The organism is Micromonospora andamanensis (assembly GCF_016863495.1).
In the GTDB taxonomy this organism is placed as follows: Bacteria; Actinomycetota; Actinomycetes; order Mycobacteriales; family Micromonosporaceae; genus Micromonospora; species Micromonospora andamanensis.
Genome location: NZ_BOOZ01000011.1, coordinates 33,009 through 54,034 on the forward strand (window position 1 = coordinate 33,009; position 21,026 = coordinate 54,034).

Genomic DNA, 21,026 nt, shown 5'->3' on the forward strand with positions numbered 1-21,026 from the left:
GTGCCCGCCCGGTCGACTGGCCAGGCTCTACGATCATCGGGTGGAGGAAGACATCCGGCGGATCGGGATCATGGGCGGGACGTTCGATCCGATCCATCATGGGCACCTCGTGGCCGCGAGCGAGGTGGCGGACCGGTTCGGCCTCGACGAAGTGATATTCGTGCCGACAGGGCAGCCGTGGCAGAAGGCCGACGTGCCGGTCAGCTCGGCCGAGGACCGATACCTGATGACCGTGATCGCCACGGCCTCCAATCCCCGGTTCCAGGTCAGCCGGGTCGACATCGACCGGGGCGGGCCCACCTACACCGTCGACACCCTGCGCGACCTGCGCTCCCGGTACGGGACGAAGGCGCAGTTGTTCTTCATCACCGGCGCGGACGCCCTGGAACGGATCCTGAGCTGGAAGGACCTCGACGAGATCTTCGAGCTGGCCCACTTCATCGGGGTCACCCGGCCGGGCTTCGAGCTGACCGCCGCGCACCTGCCCGCTGACACGGTAAGCCTGGTGCAGGTGCCGGCGATGGCCATCTCGTCCACCGACTGCCGGGCACGGGTCGCCCGGGGCGAGCCGGTCTGGTATCTGGTGCCTGACGGTGTGGTGCAGTACATCGCGAAAAGGCGTCTCTACCGGGAGTGATTCAGCCGTTTCATCCCTCTTTCCGGCTGAAACTGACGAGTCGTGAATCCGGGCCGTGTGAGAGGCTGGAAGCATCGCACGGTTGATCGAAGGAGAACGGTGACAGTTTCTGAACGCGCCCACGAGCTGGCGATCGTCGCCGCCCAGGCCGCGGCCGACAAGAAGGCTCAGGACATCGTCATCATCGACGTGGGTGACCAGCTCGCCATCACCGACGCGTTCCTGCTCGCCGCGGCCCCGAACGAGCGCCAGGTGCTGGCCATCGTCGACGCCATCGAGGAGGCGTTGCTCGACCTGCCGGAGAAGGCGAAGCCGGTGCGGCGTGAGGGCGAGCGCGGCGGCCGCTGGGTGCTGCTCGACTACGTCGATCTCGTGGTGCACGTGCAGCACACCGAGGAGCGCGAGTTCTACGCCCTGGACCGGCTCTGGAAGGACTGCCCGACGATCCCGTTCGTCGACCGGGATCTCGCCAGTGCCGAGGCCTCCGCCGGATCGGGCGAGTGACCAGGCTGATCATCTGGCGGCACGGCAACACCGACTGGAACGCCGCCAGCCGGGTGCAGGGGCAGACCGACGTACCGCTGAACGACCTCGGCCGGGAACAGGCCCGCGCCGCCGCGCCGCTGCTGGCCGCGCTCCGCCCGGACGCCCTGGTCGCCAGCGATCTGAGCCGCGCTGCGGAGACCGCCGACGCGCTGTCCGCGCTGACCGGCCTGCCGGTACGCTCCGACGCCCGGCTCCGGGAGCGGCACTTCGGCAACTGGCAGGGGATGTTCCTCACCGAGGTGGCCGAAGGGTTCCCCGACGAGTACGCCCGCTGGCGGGCCGGCGACCCCGACCCGGGAGCGGACATCGAACCGCTCGACGAGTTGGCCAAGCGCATCGGCACCGCCCTGCAGGAGGCCGCCGAGGAGGTGCCGGGCGGCACTGTCGTGGTGGCCACCCACGGTGCCGCGGCCCGTCAAGGCTGCGGCCACCTGCTCGGCTGGGAGCACCACGTGCTGCGTACCGTCGGCTCCCTGCGCAACTGCCACTGGACGGAGCTGCGCCACGACGTCGAGCGTGGCTGGCACCTGCGGGCCCACAACGTCGGGCCGATGGAGCTCCCCGCCACCCCGACCGGCACCGTCGCGGCCGTCACCTCGGTCTCCGCCGAGGCGGTCTGAGGACGCGGTCGGGCGGTCGTCCAGCTTGATCCGCTACGGTGCCCGCATGCCAGTCGCGGTCGTCACCGACTCCACTGCCTACCTGCCACCCGAGCTGCTGCGGGAGCACCCGCTGACCGTGGTACCGCTGACCGTGGTGCTGGCCGGGGTGGAAGGGCTGGAGGGCGTCGAGACCTTACCGGCGGACGCCACTCGGGCGTTGCGGGCGCGGCGGGTCTCGGTGAGCACCTCCCGTCCCTCGCCGGAACAGTTCGGCCGGACGTACCGGGAGCTGCTGGCGGCCGGGGCGGAGGGCGTCGTCTCGGTGCACCTGTCGGCCGGGCTCTCCGGCACGGTGGAGGCCGCCGAACTGGCCGCCGCCGAACTGGGCGACCGGGTCAGCGTGGTCGACAGCCGCTCCTGCGGAATGGGTCTCGGTTTCCCGGTGATCGCGGCGGCCCGGGCCGCCGCGCACGGCGCCGACCTGGCCGGGGTACGCGCTGCGGCAGTGGCCGCCGTCGGCCGCACCAGCATCCACTTCTACGTGGACACGCTGGAGTTCCTCCGTCGGGGCGGGCGGATCAACGCGGCGGAGGCGTTGCTCGGTACCGCGCTGTCGGTCAAGCCGATCCTGCACATGCCCGAGGGGCACATCGTGCTGCGGGACAAGGTCCGCACCGCCAGCCGGGGCATGGCACGCCTGGTCGACCTCACCGTCGAGGCGGCCGGCGACGGACCTGTGGACCTGGCCGTACACCATCTTGACGCACCGCAGCGGGCCGGGGAACTCGTCGGCACGCTTACCGACCGGCTCGGCGACCGGCTGCGCGACGTGTACGTCTCCGAGGCTGGTGCCGCCGTCGCCGTGCACGTCGGACCCGGCCTCGCCTGTGTGGTGATCCACCGCCGGCCGGACGCCGCCGCCTGACCTGCGCCTGATCCGCGCAGCCGCCCGGGGGTAATGGCGGGGGTGGGCGAGGATTGGTCGCGGATCCCGAGTTGGGGAGGTGGGGCGGGTGTCCTGTGTGGTGACCGGTGGTGGCCGTGGCGTCGGCCGGGGCATCGTGGAGAGGTTGCTCGCCGACGGCCGGACGGTGGTGGTGATCGAACGCGATCCGGAGGCGCTGTCCTGGGTGGCGGGGCACGACCGGGCCGACCAGCTCGCGGCGGTGGTCGGTGACGCCGGTGACGAGGGCGTCGCCGGCCGCGCCGCCGACCTGGCCGAGCGCGCCCAGCCACTCACCGGCTGGGTGAACAACGCGGCGGTCTTCCGCGACGCCTCGGTACACGACGCGCCGGTCGGCGAGGTCGTCGACCTGATCACCCGCAACCTGCGCCCCGTCGTGGTCGGCGCGGCCATCGCGGTACGCCGCTTCCTCGCCGCCGGCACCGCAGGCGCCGTGGTGAACGTCTCGTCGCATCAGGCGAGCCGGCCGGTCCCGGGCTGCCTGCCGTACGCCACGGCCAAGGCGGCGGTGGAAGGGCTGACCCGGGCGCTGGCCGTCGAGTACGGCAGGCACGGCATCCGGGCCAACACGGTCGCTCTCGGTTCGGTGGTCACCGAACGCCACGAGGCGTTGCTGGCCGGGACGGAACCGGAGCGGGCGCGGCGGATCGAGGCGGACCTGAACCGGCTGCACCCGGTGGGCCGGATCGGGCAGCCGCAGGACGTGGCGGAGGCGGTCGCGTACCTGCTCTCGCCGACGGCCGGTTTCGTCAACGGGGTGACCCTGCCGGTCGACGGCGGGCGCGCCGTCCTCGGTCTGGACCCGGAGAGCCGCCCGGACTGAAATCGTGCCGCTTCGGCGTTGCCGAGGTCATAGCAGAACCGGTGCATGATCAGGGCGTTGTCCACAGAGCCCTGCCCTGTCCACAGTCCTGCCTGATCGTCGCGCCTGCCAGTGCCGCGCCGCTCTAGCCTCGCGCCGTGTCGAGGGACGAGGACGAGGAGACGGTGGTCCGCCAGCGGCTGTGGCGACTCATGCCCGGTGCGCTGGACCACTCGGGGGATGCTGCCGCCCCGCCGATGTCGGGCGAACACGGGCTGCCGCCCTCGGTCGGGCTGCCACCGCTCGCCGGAACGCCCGGCAGGTCGCCGCCGTCGGTGACCGACTGGCCGACAGTGCTGCTGCCGGTCCAGGCTGCCGACCGGGTCGGTGACGGCGGTCCGGCCGGGGCCGCTGAACCCGCTCGTGCCGCCGGTCCTCGTGCCGTAGGTGGTCCGGCTGGTGCCGGTGACGAGGCACCTGTCCACGTCGAGCGGGAGTGGACGGTCGACGAGGCGTCGCCGAGGCGTCCGCTGCCCGGGCCCGGTGCCTTCGATCCGGGGCGGCGGGGAGTGCGGGCGCTCGCGGCCGTCGCCGTTCTCGTGGTGGTGGCCGCAGGATTCTGGGCCTGGCGATCCCGACCTCAGGTGGAGCCGGTCGTCGCCGAGACCGGTACCGCCGGGACACCGGAGCCGGCCGCCGTGGCCGGCGACGAACCCGCGGTGCCGGCGGCGGCGCCCACCGGCGAACTGGTGGTTGCTGTCGCTGGCAAGGTCCGGCGGCCCGGACTGGTGCGACTGCCGGCCGGCGCACGGGTGGCCGACGCCGTCGACGCCGCCGGGGGTGCGTTGCCGGGGGTGGACGTGGCGATGCTGAACCCGGCCCGTCGGGTCAGCGACGGCGAGTTGATCCTGGTCGGCGTACCGGCGCCCACCGTGGGCCCGGGCGTCCCGCCGTCGGGTGCCCTGCCCGGCTCAGGTCCGGGCGTCGGACCCGGCACCGGCGGGCGGGTCAACCTGAACACCGCCACATCGGCACAGCTTGAGACGCTGCCCGGGGTTGGTCCGGTGCTCGCCCAGCGCATCATCGAGCATCGCGCCACGCACGGCGGCTTTCGGTCCGTCGGGGATCTGCGTCAGGTGAACGGGATCGGCGACGCACGGTACGAGCAGCTCAAGGACCTGGTGACGGTGTGAAGGCGGCACCCACCCCGGTCACCCGGTCGGCCGGAACCGCCGGTTTCGCGGCCGACGCGACCACCCCGGATCTCCGAATGGCGGGGCTTGCCGTGGCGGCCTGGCTCACCGCGCTGGCCGGGCTGCACCTCGACACCCGGCGGACGCTGCTGGTGACCGCCGCGGCGGCCGGCCTCGCCGGGACGGTGACACTGCACCTGCTCGGGTTCGTCGGCCGCCCTCGCCCGACCGTGCGCCACCACGGCTGGATCGCGGTGGCGATCCTGCTCGGCGTGGTCTGCGGCGGGGCGGCCACCTCGGCGCGGCTGACCGTACGGGACGCCGGCCCGTTGCGTGTCCTGGTGGACGAACAGGCCCGGGTCAGCACCGAACTGGTCGTCCGGGACGACCCCAGGCCGGTACGCGGCGGCATCGTGGGCCGCCCACCGACGCTGCTGGTGCCGGCCAGGTTGGTCACCCTGACCGGGCCACGGGGCCAGCGGATCACCACACCGGCGCGGGTCCTGGTGCTCGCCGACGACCCGGCCTGGCGAGGGCTGCTGCCCGGGCAGCGCCTCACCGCCCAGGGGCGCCTTGCCGCACCGCGCGGCGGCGACCTCACCGGGGCGGTCCTGATGGCCGACGGGGCACCGGATCGGCTCGGTGCCCCGTCGGCGGTGCAGCGCGCGGCCGACCGGCTCCGTGCCGGTCTCCAGCGAGCGTGTGCGCCGCTGCCGGATGATCCGGGTGGCCTGCTGCCCGGCCTGGTCGTCGGCGACACCAGCGAGTTGCCCGACACTGTGGAAGAGGACTTCCGCGCCACCGGAATGACCCACCTGAACGCTGTTTCCGGATCGAACGTGGCAATTGTGGTGGGTGCGGTGCTGCTGCTGGCCCGCTGGGCCCGAGCCGGTCCGGTGCTGGCCGTGGGTCTCTGCGGGCTGGCCCTGGTGGGCTTCGTCATCCTGGTCCGGCCGTCGCCGAGCGTGGTCCGCGCGGCCACCATGGGCGCGATCGGGCTCGCCGCGCTGGCCACCGGGCGACGCCGGGCGGCGGTGCCCGCACTTGCCGCCGCCGTGGCGGTGCTGGTACTCGTCGATCCGGAACTCGCCGGTGACGCCGGCTTCGCGCTGTCCGTGCTGGCCACAGGTGGTCTGCTGCTGCTCGCGCCGGGTTGGCGGGACAGGCTGCGGCGGCGGGGCGTACCGCCGGGGGCGGCCGAGGCACTCGCGGTGCCGGCTGCCGCACAACTCGCCTGTTCACCTGTGATCGCGGGCCTGACCGGCACGGTCAGCCTGGTCGCGGTGCCGGCGAACCTGCTCGCGGTGCCGGCGATCGCCCCGGCGACGGTGCTGGGCGTGACGGCGGCTGTCGTCTCGCCGGTCTGGCCGGCCGGTGCCGAGACCGTCGCCTGGCTGGCGCACTGGCCGGCGTGGTGGCTGGTGCTTGTCGCCAGGTACGGTGCCCGGCTGCCGGCGGGCAACCTGCCGTGGCCCGGCGGGATCTCCGGGGCGCTGCTGCTGGCGGCGCTGACCGTGGCGTTGCTGATCGCGGCCCGCCGTCCCGTGGTACGTCGCCTGGTGGCGGTCTGCGCGGTCGCGGTGATGGTGGGCACCCTGCCGGTACGGATGATCGCGCCGGGGTGGCCGCCGCCGGGGTGGGTCGTCACGGCCTGTGCGGTGGGCCAGGGCGACACGGTGCTGCTGCCGGTGGTGGCCGGCCGGGCGGTGGTGGTCGACGCCGGTCCGGATCCGGCGGCGGCGGACGCCTGCCTGCGCCGGCTCGGCGTACGGCGGGTGTCGCTGCTCGTGGTCAGCCACTTCCACGTGGATCACACCGGCGGGGTGGCCGGGATCTTCCGGGGACGGCGGGTGGACACGGTGCTGGTTCCGCAGTGGCCGGAGCCGGCGGCCGGCCGGGACCTGGTGCGCAGCACCGCCGCGGCACACCACACACCTGTGGTGGCCGCCCCGGTGGGGTGGCGTTACCGGGCCGGGGCGGTCGAGGTGACAGTGCTCGGGCCGCCGTACCCGATGCGCGGAACCCGATCGGATCCGAACAACAACTCCCTGATGCTGCTCGCCACTGTCGACCGGGTGCGGATCCTGCTGACCGGCGACGCCGAGGTGGAGGAGCAGCAGGCGGTGCGGGAACGGCTGCCGCCGGACGGGCTGCGGGCCGACGTGCTGAAGGTCGCCCACCACGGCTCCGCGTACCAGGATCCGGCCTTTCTGGACGCGGTACGGCCGGCGGTGGCGCTGGTGCCGGTCGGGGCGGGGAACACCTACGGGCATCCCAACCCGGCGGTGCTGGCCCGGCTGGCCCGCGGTGGGGCGCGGGTGCTGCGTACCGACACCGGTGGTGACCTGGCGGTCGTGCGGTCGACCCGAGGGCTCGGGGTGGTGAGCGCCGGTGTCGACCGGGTCCGTCCATCGTGATGAATCGACGGCAATTTACCGCGAAAGGCGGAATATGAGGCGTATGTCTGGATTTGCGCTGAGTGCGGGGTCTGCCGGCAGAGTACCGACGAGCAGGCTGGACCAGCCGGCCGAGCGTGCGAATATGGGCGGCGTGACCGCCGCCAGTGCCGCTCCCATTGTGCTCGTCCTCGGCGACGAGGAGCTGCTCGCCACGCGCGCGGTGACCGAAACCGTCGCCGCTGCCCGGGCCGCTGACCCCGGCGTCGACGTGCGCGAGTACCAGGCCGGTCAGCTGACCGTGGGCGAGATCGACGAGATGCTCAGCCCGTCGCTGTTCGGTGGGCGTCGGGTGCTTGTGCTCCGGTCCGGTCAGGACGCCCGCAAGGACCTGGTCGCCGCCCTGTTGGCGTACGCGAAGAACCCTGACCCGGAGGTGCAGCTCGTGGTGGCGCACCTCGGTGCGGCGAAGGGCAAGGCGTTCGCCGACGGGTTGAAGGCGGCAGGCGCCCAGGTCGTGCCGGCTACCAAACTGAAGGGACACCGCGAGCGGGTGGCCTTCGTCCGCGAGGAGATTCGCCGGGCAGGTGGGCGATGCACCGACGACGCGGCCGAGGCGCTGATCGCCGCGGTCGGCAACGATCTGCGCGAACTCGCGGCGGCCTGTTCCCAACTGATCGCCGACACCGACGGCCGGATCGGCGCCGACACGGTGGCCCGCTACTACCGGGGCCGGGTGGAGGTGAGCGGGTTCACGGTGGCCGACGCCACGATGGTCGGTGACCTGCCGGGTGCGCTCGAGGCGCTGCGCTGGGCGCTGCACGTGGGGGTCGATCCGGTACCGATCGCCGACGCCCTCGCCGACGGCATCCGTACGGTCGCCCGGGTCGCCTCCGCCGGCCGGGGCAGTCCGTATCAACTCGCCAGCAGTCTGGGCATGCCGCCGTGGAAGGTGGAACGGGCCCAACGGCAGGCCCGTGGTTGGACCCCGGACGGTCTGGTACTGGCGATGCGGGCGGCGGCGGAGTGCAACGCGGCGGTCAAGGGCGGCTCCGACGATCGGGCGTACGCGCTGGAGAAGGCGGTCTTCTCGGTGGCGGCGGCGCGGCAGGGTGGCGCCAGGTGAGCGGAGCGCTCCATGGCTCGTGGGCCACGATCCCGGCCGACGAGGAGCGGTACCGTCCGTTCTACGCGCGGGTGCTCGGGCTGCGGTTCGTCAACCCGGGCGGAGTCCTCTGCTTCATCTTCTTCGAGGGGGCGATCGCGTTGGCGGCCCTGCTCGCGCTCGCCGAGCTGGTGACCTGGTGGGCGGTGCTGGTGCTGCCTGCCGCGGTGGCCGTGATGGTCAAGCTCAACGATCTGGTGGCCGCCGCGGTGGTGCGCTCCGCCGCGGCCGTACCCGAGCAGGAACGTGACAGGTTCCGCCGGCAGATGGAGCCGGTGGTCGGGCGGGCCCGGGTCGACTGGTTGCGGCACAGCGTGCCCGGCGTCGTGGTCCGCTCCGAGCCGGCGGACCAGCAGCATCGCCCGGCCGGGCCGGCGGACCAGCAGCATCGCCCGGCCGGATCAGCGCACCAGCAGCAGCACCGGCCGGCCGGGCCGGCGGGCCAGCAGCACCGCCCGGCAGCGCGCGGTGTCGAGGTCGAGGCCGATCGGGGTCAGCCTGGCCGTCGATCGGGGACCACAGAGCCTGGATCCTGATCAGCGCGCTTCCCGAAGCAGGGACGCTGGCTGGACCGGGGACGCTGGCTGGACCGGGGCGTGCCGCCGACCGGGAAGGAATCAAGGGACCGGCTGCCGCCGGACAAGGCCGGAGCGACAGCCGGTGGACGACGTGCGGAAGCCCCGGGGCGGTGCCCCGGGGCTTCCGTCAGGTCTGGGCGCTGGCTCAGGCGGCGAGCGACGCGACGCGCTTGGCGATCGCGGACTTCCGGTTCGCGGCCTGGTTGCCGTGGATGACGCCCTTGCTGGCCGCCTTGTCCAGCTTGCGCGAGGCGTCCTGCATGAGGGCGGTGGCCTTCTCGACGTCACCGGCCTCAGCGGCCTCGTGGAACTTGCGGATGGCGGTCTTCAGCGACGACTTGACCGACTTGTTACGCAGCCGGCGCTTCTCGTTCTGCCGGTTGCGCTTGATCTGGGACTTGATGTTCGCCACGCGACAGCCTCGTCTTGATAGCTCGGGTTGGTCAGCTTGCGCGCGCGACGAGCATGCGTCATCGCTGCGCGAAGAGCCAGGTTACCAGGTCGGCTCGAACGGGCCAAAACAGCCTCCCGCCGCCCACCGTGGTCGATCATGAGGGTAGCGGCAATTGTTGATCTTCAAGGTGCCGATAACCTCATGATCAACGGCGTGGGTGCGGGTGGCGGGTGTGGGTGCGGGTGGGGTCAGAGCCAGCCGCGGCGGTGGGACAGCCAGCGGATGGCCTGCTCGCCGGTCCACCGCTGGTGGGCCGGCAGGTTGGTCGAGGCGGTCGGTGGCGCTGAGGTCGCGGCGGTGAGGTGGTAGCCGGCCAGGGCGGCGAGCGTGACGTCGAGCGCGTCGTCGGGTGCGCTGGCGGCGGCCGGCTGGGCGGCGAAGAGCGAATCGACGTCGAGTCCGGTGGCGTACCCGGTGATGAGCAGGGTGACCAGGTCGAACCAGGCGGGCCCGTGACACAGCCACGGCCAGTCGCAGAACCAGACCGATCCGGCGGTGTCGACGAGTACGTTGTCGACCCGCAGGTCGCCGTGGGTCAGCCCGGTCGCGGCGGCGGCGTACCGGGGCAGGCGCGACTCCAGCGTGACCAGGTCGGCCAGGCGTCCCCGCGCCGGGGCGGGCAGCGGCGGTACCTGCTCCCGGCCGGCGGCGACCTCGCCCCACCAGAGGAGGTCGTCGCGGGCCAGGTCGGCGAGGCGGGGCAGGCCGAGGGCGGTCAGCTCAACGGGCGGCTCGGCGAGCGCCTCGGCGACGTCGGCGAAGGCGGTCAGGGTGGCGGTCAGTTCGGCCTGGTCCCAGGGCAGCCGGGGGGTGTGACCGTCGACGGGGTCGAGGCAGAGGACGTACCAGCCCGCCTCCCACAGCGTCCAGCGCGGCCGAGGCGCGGGCAGCCCGGCCGGCAGCCGGGTGAGGATCGCGGCCTCCCGGGCGTACCAGTCGACCAGGTGCGGTTGCTCGGCGTGGGGCGCGGCCTTGACGAACGCGCTCTGCCCGTCGGCGGTGCGCAGCAGCGCCGCGAACCCGCGGGTGAAGCCGGCACCAGCGGTGCGGGCCTGGATTACCGGGGCACCCATCCGCGTGGACACTTCGGCTCGTAGCCGCGCCGGCAGCGACGACCACTCGGGCCGCTGCGCGGTCGCGTGGTACGGGACGGGAACACTCACCCGACCATGCTGCCCGGCGGCCGGCCGGGCGGCGACATCCGGCGCGGATCCGGGCGCGTCTGCCAGACTGCCAGCCCATGAGGACCGACGACTTCTGGCAGTTGATCGACCGCGCCCGGACCGGCGGGGGCGAACCGGACGCCGTCGCCGCCCGGGCTGTCGCGTTGCTCGCCGCCCGCGACCCCGAGGAGATCATCGGGTACGCCCACCACCAGCAACGGGTCCTGGCCGCGTCCTACCGGGTCGATCTGTGGGGTGCCGCGTACCTGATCAACGGTGGGGCCTCCGACGACGGATTCGAGTACTTCCGGGGTTGGCTGATGACCCAGGGACGGGAGGTCTTCGCCCGGGCGGTCGCCGATCCGGACTCGCTTGCCGAGCTGCCGCAGATCCGGTCCGCCTCGCTCAGCGGCGAGGAGTTCGAGTGCGAGGACATGCTCGCGGTGCCGTGGGACGCGTACCGCAAGGCGACCGCGACCGACCTGCCGGGAGAGCGTGCGGCGATCCGGCAGCCCGACCTGAACGACTTCTGGGACTTCGACGACGAGGACGAGGCGCGCCGCCGACTGCCCCGGCTCGCCGCCCTCTTCGTCGAGCCGCCGCAGGAGTGACGGACGCCCGGCCGATGTCCGCCGGGGACATGGGAGCATAGAGGGGGCCGGCGCGTGCCGGCCCGCTCACGTCAGCCGACCAGAACGGACCGCTGTGCCACCGACGCTCGATCCCGGCGCGAACGCTCCTGGTGCCACCGACCCGGGGCGGATCAGGAACTTCTGCATCATCGCTCACATCGACCACGGAAAGTCGACCCTGGCTGACCGGATGTTGCAGCTCACCGGTGTGGTCGATCCGCGGCTGATGCGCGCGCAGTACCTCGACCGGATGGACATCGAGCGCGAGCGCGGCATCACCATCAAGAGCCAGGCCGTTCGCATGCCGTGGACCATCCGAGAGGGCGAGCGGGCCGGCGAACAGGCCGTGCTCAACATGATCGACACCCCGGGCCACGTGGACTTCACCTACGAGGTGTCCCGGTCGCTGGCCGCCTGCGAGGGTGCCATCCTGCTCGTCGACGCGGCCCAGGGCATCGAGGCGCAGACGCTTGCGAACCTCTATCTCGCGCTCGAGAACGACCTGCACATCATTCCGGTGCTCAACAAGATCGACCTGCCGGCCGCCCAGCCGGAGAAGTACGCCGAGGAACTGGCCCACCTGATCGGCGGCGACCCGGCGGACTGCATCAGGGTCTCCGGCAAGACCGGTGAGGGCGTGCCGTACCTGCTCGACGAGATCGTCCGGCAGTTCACCCCGCCGGTCGGTGACGCCGACGCTCCGGCCCGCGCCATGATCTTCGACTCGGTGTACGACGTCTACCGGGGCGTGGTCACCTACGTCCGGGTGATCGACGGTCACATCAGCGCCCGGGACCGGATCAAGATGATGTCCACCGGGGCGGTGCACGAGCTGCTGGAGATCGGGGTCATCTCGCCGGAGATGGTGAAGGCCGAGGCGCTCGGCGTCGGCGAGGTCGGCTACCTGATCACCGGGGTGAAGGATGTCCGCCAGTCCCGGGTCGGTGACACCGTCACCATCAACAACCGGCCGGCGACCGAAGCTCTCGGCGGCTACAAGGACCCGAAGCCGATGGTGTACTCGGGTCTCTACCCGATCGACGGGTCGGACTACCCGGCGCTGCGCGACGCGCTGGACAAGCTCAAGCTCAACGACGCGGCGCTCACCTACGAGCCGGAGACCTCGGGTGCCCTCGGCTTCGGGTTCCGCTGCGGCTTCCTCGGCCTGCTGCACCTGGAGATCATCGGGGAGCGGCTGGAGCGGGAGTTCAACCTGGACCTCATCTCCACCGCGCCGAACGTGGTCTACCGGGCGATCCAGGAGGATGGCCAGGAGGTCGTGGTCACCAACCCCAGCGAGTACCCGACCGGCAAGATCGCCGAGGTGTACGAGCCGACGGTGCGGGCCACCGTGCTGACCCCCAACGACTACGTCGGTGCGGTGATGGAGCTGTGTCAGGGCCGGCGGGGCAATCTGCTCGGCATGGACTACCTCTCCGCCGACCGGGTGGAGCTGCGCTACACGCTGCCCCTCGCGGAGATCATCTTCGACTTCTTCGACCAGCTCAAGAGCCGTACCAAGGGCTACGCCTCGCTGGACTACGAGCCCACCGACGAGCAGGCGTCCGACCTGGTGAAGGTCGACATCCTGCTGCACGGCGAGCCGGTGGACGCGTTCAGCGCCATCGTGCACAAGGACAAGGCGTACGCCTACGGCACCACGATCGCCGCGAAGCTGCGCAACCTCATCCCGCGCCAGCAGTTCGAGGTGCCCATCCAGGCGGCCATCGGTAGTCGGGTGATCGCTCGGGAGACGATCCGCGCCATCCGCAAGGACGTGCTCGCCAAGTGCTACGGCGGTGACATCAGCCGTAAGCGCAAGCTGCTGGAGAAGCAGAAGGAGGGCAAGAAGCGGATGAAGATGGTGGGCCGGGTGGAGGTCCCGCAGGAGGCCTTCATCGCCGCGCTCTCCTCCGACTCCGACGGCAAGGCGACTGGAAAGAAGTGACCGACAGGTCTCGTCGCGGCGCAATGTGCCATTGACGCGCGGCATGACCTGTGGCGTCCGCCGACGGCGCTCTGGGCGGTTTGGGGATTCGGTGTCGAGGGAATCTGATCGGCACGACAGGAACCCCCGAATGACATCTTCTGGGTAAGGAGAGCCGCCATGGAGCTCACCGTCTGGGGCATCATCACCGCGCTGTTCGTGGGTCTGATCATCGGCGCGCTTGGCCGCCTGGTGGTGCCGGGCCGTCAGGACATGCCGATCTGGCTGCACATGATCATCGGCGTCGGCGCGGCGCTGCTCGGTACCGTGCTCGCCCGTGCGATGGGCATCGCCACGGTGACCGCCGGCATCGACTGGGCCGAGTTGGCCGTCCAGGTCGCCCTGGCCGCGATCGCGGTCGCCCTGGTGGCCGGCCTGGGCAGCCGCCGTCGCGGTGTCACCCACAGGTAACCGCATCCGCCTCCGACGGGCGCCCGGCCATCAGGCCGGGCGCCCGTCCGCGTGTGGGCTCCCTCGACGCGATCTTTCGGAATCGTCGCGGCTTCTCCGCCAGAAAATTCGGTTTGGGATCTTCACGGGTCGGGCACTAGGCGGTCACGACAGGAACACCACAAACGTGGAACGTCTTTTGTGAAGGAGAGCGACCATGGAGCTCACCGTCTGGGGCATCATCACCGCGCTGATCGTCGGTCTGATCATCGGCGCGCTTGGCCGCCTGGTGGTGCCGGGCCGGCAGAACATGCCGATCTGGCTGCACATGCTCATCGGTGTCGGTGCCGCGCTGCTCGGCACCGTGATCGCCCGGGCCTCCGGCTTCGCCGAGACCGCCGGGATCGACTGGCGGGAGCTGATGCTCCAGGTGCTGCTGGCCGCCGTCGCGGTCGCGCTGGTCGCCGGTGTGGGCCGTAACCGCCGCGGTGTGACCCGGTAACCGCTGAACCGTCGAAAGGCGCCCGACCGTGAGGTCGGGCGCCTTTCGCATGGGTGCCCACGGTCTCGTGACCGGTGGCGGGCCCGACCTGACCAGCCCGGCTGCCGAACGAGAGGGCCGAGGCGTCACCGGGTTGCTCCCGTAGGATGCTGATCATGATGGGCACTGTGGCTTCGGTGAACGTGGGCGTGGTGACCGAAGCTCCGTGGGCCGGTGCCGCGAGCGGACGCAGCGGCATCGACAAGCGGCCGACCGACGCCCAGGTGCTCTTCCGGGCCGACGGCGTGGCAGGCGACTTCATCGGCGAACGGGCCCACCACGGCGGTCCGGACAAGGCGGTCTACGCGTACGCGGTGGAGGACGCGACCTGGTGGGAGGCGGACCTCGGGCGCGCCATCCGCCCCGGCGGCTTCGGCGAGAACCTCACCACGGAGGCGGTCGACGTGACAGGTGCCGTGATCGGCGAGCGGTGGGCGGTCGGCGCGGCGCTGCTCCAGGTGACCACCCCGCGTACGCCGTGCACCACCTTCGCCGGTTTCTGGGGCGTACCGGATCTGATCAAGCGGTTCACCGAGCGGGCGACCCCGGGCGCGTACCTGCGGGTGCTGCGCGAGGGAGCGGTCGCTGCCGGCGACCAGATCGAGATCGTGCACCGGCCGGCGCACGGGGTGACCCTCGGTGAGGTGTTCCGGGCGCTCAGCCTGGAGCCGGCGCTGCTGCCCCGGCTGCTGGCCGCCGAGGACCTGCCCGAGCCGGTCCGCGAGAAGGTGCGCCGCCGTCTCGGCGGACCGCCCGGCTGACGCACCGGCGTGCCGGCCGAACCGGCGGGCGAACGCGAAAAGGTCCCGCCGGCCACGATCGGTCGTGGCCGGCGGGACCCTTCGTCACGGTCCGGTCAGCGGAGCCAGGGGATGTTGCGGTTGAGCAGACCGCGCTGCTTGAGCTCCTTGCGCAGCGGGATCTCGTCGTCGATGTAGCCGTCCCAGTTGATGCCCCAGTAGTTGGCCGTGTGGGTGCCCTCACCGAGCAACTGGCGCTGCACCGGCGTGCGGTTGCGGTACCACTCGCCGTCCTTGTCGGGGTGCAGCTCGTCGAGCGGACGGATCCACCGGTAGGTGTAGCCGACGAACAGCATCTTGCGGGTGATGTTCGACAGGTTGGTCGAGCGGGAGTGCCACTGGCGGCGGTCGAAGATGAAGGCGTCGCCCGGGTTGGCGGTGATCTCGACAGTGCCCTCCGGATCCGGGTTGTGCACGCTCAGGTCCGTCGGACGCGGCAGCGAGTTCCACAGGTGGCTGCCCGGGATCACCTTCGTCGCGCCGCGGCCCTTCTCCGACAGGTCGGAGAGCACGTAGGCGACCTTCAGCGAGAACATCGGACGCGGCAGGTTCGGGTCCATCGTCTCCGGGTCGGAGTTCTGCCGGTAACCGTCCTGGTGCCAACCCCAGTACGGCTTCTCGGGTTCCGCCGCCGGCGGCGTGACGTCGAGGTGGTTGTGGTGGGTGTAGATGTTCCAACCCGCCAGGCCCCACATGTACGGGAACGCGATCGGGTGGGTCAGCAGCTCACCGAAGAGCTCGTCCCGCTCGAGGAAACCCAGCAGGTGCAGGGTGCCGTCCTTGGTGGTGGTGCCCTTTGCCTTCTCCTCCTCGTACACCCGGTCGACCGCGGCCTCCAGCGCAGCCCGGTGATCCTCGGTCAGGACGTTCCGCAGCAGGAGGAAGCCCTGCTCGTGAAACTCCTTGCGGTCGACGTCACTGATCGGTTCGTAGCCGGTCCGGTCGCCGTAGTCGAACGCCACGTCGTACCCCTCCCCAAGAGGTGAAACCATTTCTGGCACAGGCCGCCGATCGTAACGCGCGTGGCAATGGCCCGGGGGGCACCCCGTGACCTTTCCACGGGGATGACGACTGATGGCTGTTGCCCAACTACCGCCAGTCACGCAACGTGGCGGGACGGGCAATTATGTGGGGGATGGCCCGATTTTGCGGTGACTGCGGGTAAGGAGATCGGGGCTGCTCAGACGTCCGCGTGGACCTCCGCCTGGACCTGCCCACTGCTGCGTTCGCTGTCCGGCAGGCGCTTCCAGGTGCCCCGCTTGGCGGTCCACTCCCGGCCGTCGAAGGCGACCCGCTTCACCCCGTGCTCTTTCGCGTGGGAGACCAGCCAGTGCGCGTACCGCCAGCCGGCCCGCTCGCCCTCGGGGATCGCCTGCGTGGCGTCGGTCGAGCGCGCCGCGGCGGCCCGGATGCCCACCGTCAGGCTCGCCAGGCCGACCTCGCGGTCCACCTCGGTGGCGAAGTAGTCCGAACCCGGCCCGGAGTCCTCGACCGGGGAGCGCTCGGACAGACCCCAGTCGAGCGTCAACCCCTCGGCCAGCGCGGCGATGGCGGCGGCGCCCCGCATCACCGGATCGCCACCCACCGCGCAGGTGACAGCCGTGGTGGCATGACCGAGCAGCGCCCGGGTGAGCACCTGCGACTCGTCGGCCCACTTCTCGTACGCCTCCGGGAAGGCCGAGCGCTGCACTTTCTGCGCGGCGTCGGTGACCCGCATGTCCTCCCAGCCGCGCACCTTCTTCAACGCCGCGTAGAACTTTCCCGCCGCGTAGCGGGGGTCGCGGATCTGGGTCGGCGTGCCCCAACCCTGACTCGGCCGCTGCTGGAACAGCCCCACGGAGTCGCGGTCACCACCTGTCAGGTTGCGCAGCCCGGACTCCTGGTACGCGGTGGCCAGCGCCACCACCACGGCGCGCTCGGGCATCTCGCGCTGCACGCCGATCGCCGCGATCGTCGCCGCGTTCGCCATCTGCTGCGAGTCGAGCGTCACCTCGCCGTCGGCCTGCACTGTGCAGGCCCGGCCGGCCAGCGGCAGCCGTAACCCCTCACCGGCCTGCCTCAGCACCACGATCATCCCGATCGCGGCGATCAGGACGAGGACCACGAAGCCCGTCGCGGCAGCCCGAGTTCGCACCCGCACCTCCTGTGTCAAGGTCCGCCAAGCGTACGTCCCTCATCGACCCGTCCGGGGCGTCCGACCGGTTCCGGCTTCCGCGCGGCGACCACGCGTGGACGTGAGGTTCCCCGTCCCGGCCGGCCCTCACCTGCCGAGTTCCGCCACCCAGCGGGGTGGCCGCTTCTCCCGGAACGCGGTGACACCCTCCATCCCGTCCGCCGACAGGAAGTACCCGGTGGACAGCTCGGCCAGCTCGGCCAGTTCGGCGCGCAGGTCGACGGCGGCCGGGCGGCGCAGCAGGCGCTTCGCCCCGGCCAACGCCGCCGGCGCGCCGCGCACCAGCGAGTCGCAGTAGCGGCGTACCACGGCAGCCAGCTCCGCTGCCGGCACCGCCGCGGTGACCAGGCCGATCTCGGCGGCCCGTGGGCCGTCGAAGGTGTCGCCGGTCAGGTACAGCTCGGCCGCCGCCCGGGACGACAGGCGGGGCAGCACCGTCGCGGAGATCACCGCGGGGATCACCCCGATCCGCACCTCGGTGAAGGCGAACGTGGCCTCGGCCGCGCAGACCGCCAGGTCGGCCGCCGCGATCAGGCCCAGGCCGCCGGCCCGGGCCGGGCCACCGACCTTCGCCAGCACCGGCTTCGGGCAATCCCGGACCGCCGCGAGCACGTCACCCAGCATCCCTGCCGGCACCGTGCCGCTGGCGTACGCCGCGGCGGTCTCCTTCAGGTCGGCGCCGGAGCAGAAGACCGGACCGGTGTGGTCGAGCACGATCACCCGGACCGCGTCGTCGGCGACCGCGGCGGCCAGCCCGGCCAGCAGTTCGGTCATCAGCGGCGTGGAGAGCGCGTTGCGGTTGTGCGGACTGTCCAGGGTGAGCGTGGTCACCCCGTGGGCCGTGGCGACCCGCACGAGCGCGTCGGGAGAGGTCATGGGAGGGCACACTAGTGGCCATGCCCGGCGTCCTTCCAGCAGGCGAGCCCGTCCCCGGCGACGGGTCGCTGCCCGCGTCCGCCCGTGCGTCGGTGGGCGCCCGGGGGTTCGGGGTGTACGTGCACGTGCCCTTCTGCGCGAGCCGCTGCGGCTACTGCGACTTCAACACGTACACCGCCGACGAGTTGGGCGGTGGGGCAACCCGGGAGGGCTACGTCGACGCCGTGCTGGCGGAGTTGGCGCTCGCCGCCCGGGTGCTGGGCGAGGCTCCGCCCGCCCGGGTGGAGACGGTCTTCGTCGGTGGCGGCACCCCCACCCTGCTGCCCACCGACGACCTGGCCCGGATTCTCGACGCCATCGACCGGACCTGGGGGCTGGCCGCCGACGCGGAGGTGACCACCGAGGCCAACCCGGAGTCGGTGACACCCACCACGCTGAAGGAGTTGCGGGCGGCCGGGTACACCCGGATCTCGCTGGGCATGCAGTCGGCCGCGCCCGGGGTGCTCGCGGTGCTGGATCGCCGGCACAGCGCCGGCCGGGCCACCGCCGCCGCGCTGGAGGCCCGTGACGCCGGGTTCGACCACGTCAACCTCGACCTGATCTACGGGACGCCGGGGGAGCGGGCCGAGGACTTCGCCGCCTCGCTGGACCAGGTGGTCGCCGCCGGCGTGGACCACGTAAGCGCGTACGCCCTGATCATCGAGGACGGCACCCGGCTGGCCGCCCGGATGCGCCGTGGCGAGCTGCCGTACCCGGACGAGGACGTGGCCGCGGACCGGTACCTGGCCGCCGAGTCCGCCCTCAACGCGGCCGGTTTCTCCTGGTACGAGGTCTCCAACTGGGCCCGCACACCTGACGCGCGGTGCCGGCACAACCTGCTCTACTGGGCCGGCAGCAACTGGTGGGGCCTCGGGCCGGGGGCGCACAGCCACGTCGGCGGCGTGCGCTGGTGGAACGTCAAACATCCAGGTGCGTACGCCAAACGCCTCGCCACCGGTGGGTCACCCGGGCAGGCCCGGGAGGTGCTCACCGGCGACGAGACGCACATGGAGGAGGTCATGCTGCGGTTGCGGTTGGCCTCCGGCCTGCCGCTGGACGTGCTCACCGACGCCGGGCGAGCGGGCGCGGCGCGGGCCCTCGCCGAGGGTCTGCTCGCCGAGCCCGCCCACGCAGCCGGCCGTGCCGTGCTCACCCTGCGCGGCCGGCTGCTCGCCGACGCCGTGGTCCGCGACCTGCTGCCCTGATCCCCGTCACCAGGCGGCCCGGCCGGTCAGCGCTTCACGAAGGAGTAGCTCATCGGGTACTGGTAGAGCACTCCGTCGTTGGCCTTGACCCCGCCGATGATGCCGAAGATCACCGGCACGATCCCCGCGATGATCGGCGCGAAGAACAGGATGCCGCAGGTGATCGTGGCGAGCACCCAGCTCAGCACGCCGACGATGGCCCAGGTGAGCTGGAAGTTCAGCGCGGCCACGGAGTGCGCCCGGGCGATCGGGGACTGCTGCCCGCGGGTCATCATCGCGATCAGCGGCGCCACCCAGCCGAAGAGGCCGCCACCGACGACCACGCCGAGCGGGCCGCCGAAGTGGGCGATCAGGACCCAGGTCTTGTCCTCGTTGTTGGCGTAGCCACCACCCGCAGGGCCGTAACCGCCGGTCGGGTAGCCGACACCTGGCCCTCCCGGCGGCGGGTAACCGCCGGGCGGGGGGTAGCCACCGGGTGGGGGATAGCCGGCCGGCGGCGGCTGGTCGCCGGTGGGGGGTGGATAGCCGCCGGGCGGTGGATAGCCGCCCTGGCCAGGTGAGCCGGACAGTGGTGTCGTGGGTTCGTCGCCGGAGTCCGGGGGACGAGGTGGTTCAGTCATGGAGGTCACGGTAGGTGTCACCGGCAACGGCGCACCAGAGCGACACCGGCGAGTGTCAACCCGCCGATCGGTCCGATGACAGCCGGGACGACTTGATCATCGCGTCCGCTGGGCCCCCGACGTAGACTGGCACTCGCTACAGTCGAGTGCCAGAGTGTTCCTCTGGTGGCCGCGACGCTGAGAGCTGACCTGCGACAGGAGGTGGGGAAGATGGGTCTGGACGACCGCAAGCTCGCCGTGCTCCGCGCGATCGTCGAGGACTACGTCGCCACCCAGGAGCCGGTCGGCAGCAAGTCACTCGTCGAACGGCATCAGCTGGGTGTCTCACCTGCCACGGTCCGTAACGACATGGCCGTGCTGGAGGAGGAGGGCTACATCCGCCAGCCGCACACCAGCGCGGGGCGGGTGCCCACCGATCGTGGCTACCGACTCTTCGTCGACCGGCTGAGCCGGGTCAAGCCGCTCAGCCCGGCCGAACGCCGGGCGATCGAGCGCTTCCTGGCCGGCGCCGTCGACCTCGACGACGTGGTGCACCGCACGGTGCGGCTGCTGGCACAGCTGACCCGTCAGGTCGCCGTCGTGCAGTACCCGAGCCTGGCCCGGTCCCGGGTGCGTCACCTGGAACTGGTGCCGATCTCCACCACCCGGCTGATGCTCGTCATGATCGCCGACACCGGCCGGGTCGAGCAGCGGCTCGTCGAACTGCCCGCACCGGTCCTCGCCGACGACGTCCTGGACCTGCGCCGGCTGGTCAACGAGAAACTCGTCGGAGTCCGCCTGTCGGAGACCCCGCCGCTGGTGCAGGCCCTGATCGACGACTGCGCGCCGCACCTGCGCCCGGCCATGACGACCCTGTCCACGGTGCTGCTGGAGACGCTCGTCGAACGGCACGAGGAACGGCTCGCCCTCGCCGGCACCGCGAACCTCGCCCGGGGCGGCCTGCTCGACTTCCAGGGCTCGTTGCGCCCCATCCTCGAAGCGCTTGAGGAGGAGGTCGTGCTGCTCAAGCTCATCGGTGAGGTGGAGCCGAGCACCCTGCGGGTACGCATCGGCGACGAGAACGAGTACGACAACCTGCGGGCGGCTTCCGTGGTCAGTACCGGGTACGGCCCGGGCGCGACAATCGTCGGGGGGATGGGCGTGCTGGGACCGACCCGGATGGACTACCCCGGAACCATCGCCACGGTGAGGGCCGTGGCACGCTACGTGGGCGAGCTGCTGGCCCAGAACTGACAAGTCAGGGCCGCCGGCAGGCTGCCGCCG

Annotated in this window: 22 protein-coding genes; 16 read left to right on the plus strand and 6 right to left on the minus strand. The window is 71.9% G+C overall.

Annotation, left to right across the window (positions count from 1 at the left end):
- Positions 1-40: 40 nt before the first annotated feature.
- The 9 genes from nadD to Van01_RS32980 all read left to right on the plus strand — a co-directional run bounded on the left by nadD (position 41) and on the right by Van01_RS32980 (position 8,841).
- Positions 41-637, plus strand: coding sequence for a nicotinate-nucleotide adenylyltransferase (gene nadD / locus Van01_RS11410; protein WP_204005540.1), 597 nt, complete (start codon positions 41-43; stop codon positions 635-637).
- A gap of 99 nt (positions 638-736) precedes the next feature.
- Positions 737-1,141 carry a ribosome silencing factor gene (gene rsfS, locus Van01_RS11415; protein WP_204005551.1) on the plus strand — a complete coding sequence of 135 codons (405 nt, stop codon included), beginning with the start codon at positions 737-739 and terminating at the stop codon, positions 1,139-1,141.
- A complete protein-coding gene (locus Van01_RS11420; protein ID WP_204005553.1) occupies positions 1,138-1,803 on the plus strand; it encodes a histidine phosphatase family protein in 666 nt (221 codons plus the stop codon). The genes rsfS and Van01_RS11420 overlap by 4 nt, the downstream gene beginning before the upstream one ends.
- Before the next feature lie 46 nt (positions 1,804-1,849).
- Positions 1,850-2,710 carry a DegV family protein gene (locus Van01_RS11425; RefSeq protein ID WP_204005555.1) on the plus strand — a complete coding sequence of 287 codons (861 nt, stop codon included), beginning with the start codon at positions 1,850-1,852 and terminating at the stop codon, positions 2,708-2,710.
- Between the two features lie 88 nt (positions 2,711-2,798).
- Entirely contained in the window at positions 2,799-3,572 is a 774-nt protein-coding gene (locus tag Van01_RS11430; RefSeq protein ID WP_308442381.1) for an SDR family NAD(P)-dependent oxidoreductase, read from the plus strand.
- Between the two features lie 191 nt (positions 3,573-3,763).
- Positions 3,764-4,744: a helix-hairpin-helix domain-containing protein gene (locus Van01_RS11435; RefSeq protein ID WP_373306244.1), complete on the plus strand. Its 981-nt coding sequence runs from the start codon at positions 3,764-3,766 to the stop codon at positions 4,742-4,744.
- Positions 4,741-7,161 carry a ComEC/Rec2 family competence protein gene (locus tag Van01_RS11440; protein WP_239099004.1) on the plus strand — a complete coding sequence of 807 codons (2,421 nt, stop codon included), beginning with the start codon at positions 4,741-4,743 and terminating at the stop codon, positions 7,159-7,161. Before Van01_RS11435 ends, Van01_RS11440 begins: the two co-directional genes overlap by 4 nt.
- A gap of 124 nt (positions 7,162-7,285) precedes the next feature.
- Positions 7,286-8,266, plus strand: a complete 981-nt coding sequence (gene holA, locus Van01_RS11445) for a DNA polymerase III subunit delta (protein ID WP_204005560.1) — start codon at positions 7,286-7,288, stop codon at positions 8,264-8,266.
- Positions 8,263-8,841: a hypothetical protein gene (locus tag Van01_RS32980; RefSeq protein ID WP_239099005.1), complete on the plus strand. Its 579-nt coding sequence runs from the start codon at positions 8,263-8,265 to the stop codon at positions 8,839-8,841. Before holA ends, Van01_RS32980 begins: the two co-directional genes overlap by 4 nt.
- Positions 8,842-9,028: 187 nt before the next feature.
- Here the strand turns inward: Van01_RS32980 and rpsT are convergent, their stop codons facing one another.
- Together rpsT and Van01_RS11460 are read right to left on the minus strand one after the other, a co-directional pair.
- Positions 9,029-9,295, minus strand: coding sequence for a 30S ribosomal protein S20 (gene rpsT, locus Van01_RS11455; RefSeq protein ID WP_204005569.1), 267 nt, complete (start codon positions 9,293-9,295; stop codon positions 9,029-9,031).
- A gap of 230 nt (positions 9,296-9,525) precedes the next feature.
- Positions 9,526-10,500: a phosphotransferase family protein gene (locus Van01_RS11460; RefSeq protein ID WP_239099006.1), complete on the minus strand. Its 975-nt coding sequence runs from the start codon at positions 10,498-10,500 to the stop codon at positions 9,526-9,528.
- A gap of 77 nt (positions 10,501-10,577) precedes the next feature.
- Between Van01_RS11460 and Van01_RS11465 the strand changes: the two genes are divergently transcribed.
- From Van01_RS11465 to Van01_RS11485, 5 genes are all read left to right on the plus strand, one after another.
- Entirely contained in the window at positions 10,578-11,111 is a 534-nt protein-coding gene (locus tag Van01_RS11465) for a DUF4240 domain-containing protein (RefSeq protein WP_204005571.1), read from the plus strand.
- A gap of 94 nt (positions 11,112-11,205) precedes the next feature.
- On the plus strand, positions 11,206-13,080 hold the full coding sequence (gene lepA / locus Van01_RS11470; protein ID WP_204005573.1) for a translation elongation factor 4: 1,875 nt from the start codon (positions 11,206-11,208) through the stop codon (positions 13,078-13,080).
- Between the two features lie 159 nt (positions 13,081-13,239).
- The gene (locus Van01_RS11475) at positions 13,240-13,530 is read left to right on the plus strand and encodes a GlsB/YeaQ/YmgE family stress response membrane protein (protein WP_099850443.1); all 291 of its coding nucleotides are present in this window, start codon (positions 13,240-13,242) and stop codon (positions 13,528-13,530) included.
- Positions 13,531-13,726: 196 nt separating this feature from the next.
- Positions 13,727-14,011: a GlsB/YeaQ/YmgE family stress response membrane protein gene (locus Van01_RS11480; RefSeq protein WP_204005581.1), complete on the plus strand. Its 285-nt coding sequence runs from the start codon at positions 13,727-13,729 to the stop codon at positions 14,009-14,011.
- Between the two features lie 155 nt (positions 14,012-14,166).
- Positions 14,167-14,811: an MOSC domain-containing protein gene (locus Van01_RS11485; RefSeq protein WP_373306238.1), complete on the plus strand. Its 645-nt coding sequence runs from the start codon at positions 14,167-14,169 to the stop codon at positions 14,809-14,811.
- A 95-nt stretch (positions 14,812-14,906) separates the two neighbouring features.
- On the opposite strand, the gene Van01_RS11490 is transcribed toward Van01_RS11485, so the two are convergent.
- From Van01_RS11490 to Van01_RS11500, 3 genes are all read right to left on the minus strand, one after another.
- Entirely contained in the window at positions 14,907-15,842 is a 936-nt protein-coding gene (locus Van01_RS11490) for a phytanoyl-CoA dioxygenase family protein (protein WP_204005590.1), read from the minus strand.
- Between the two features lie 188 nt (positions 15,843-16,030).
- Positions 16,031-16,990 carry a hypothetical protein gene (locus Van01_RS11495; RefSeq protein ID WP_204006147.1) on the minus strand — a complete coding sequence of 320 codons (960 nt, stop codon included), beginning with the start codon at positions 16,988-16,990 and terminating at the stop codon, positions 16,031-16,033.
- Between the two features lie 120 nt (positions 16,991-17,110).
- Complete coding sequence (locus Van01_RS11500) at positions 17,111-17,899, minus strand: enoyl-CoA hydratase-related protein (RefSeq protein ID WP_204005592.1); 789 nt, start codon at positions 17,897-17,899, stop codon at positions 17,111-17,113.
- Positions 17,900-17,919: 20 nt separating this feature from the next.
- On the opposite strand from Van01_RS11500, the gene hemW reads away from it, so the two are divergent.
- Positions 17,920-19,143: a radical SAM family heme chaperone HemW gene (gene hemW, locus Van01_RS11505; RefSeq protein WP_204005594.1), complete on the plus strand. Its 1,224-nt coding sequence runs from the start codon at positions 17,920-17,922 to the stop codon at positions 19,141-19,143.
- A gap of 26 nt (positions 19,144-19,169) precedes the next feature.
- Here the strand turns inward: hemW and Van01_RS11510 are convergent, their stop codons facing one another.
- Entirely contained in the window at positions 19,170-19,763 is a 594-nt protein-coding gene (locus Van01_RS11510; RefSeq protein WP_204005596.1) for a DUF4870 domain-containing protein, read from the minus strand.
- A 210-nt stretch (positions 19,764-19,973) separates the two neighbouring features.
- Here Van01_RS11510 and hrcA point away from each other — a divergent pair, with 210 nt between their 5' ends.
- On the plus strand, positions 19,974-20,996 hold the full coding sequence (gene hrcA / locus Van01_RS11515; protein WP_204005598.1) for a heat-inducible transcriptional repressor HrcA: 1,023 nt from the start codon (positions 19,974-19,976) through the stop codon (positions 20,994-20,996).
- Positions 20,997-21,026: the final 30 nt, after the last annotated feature.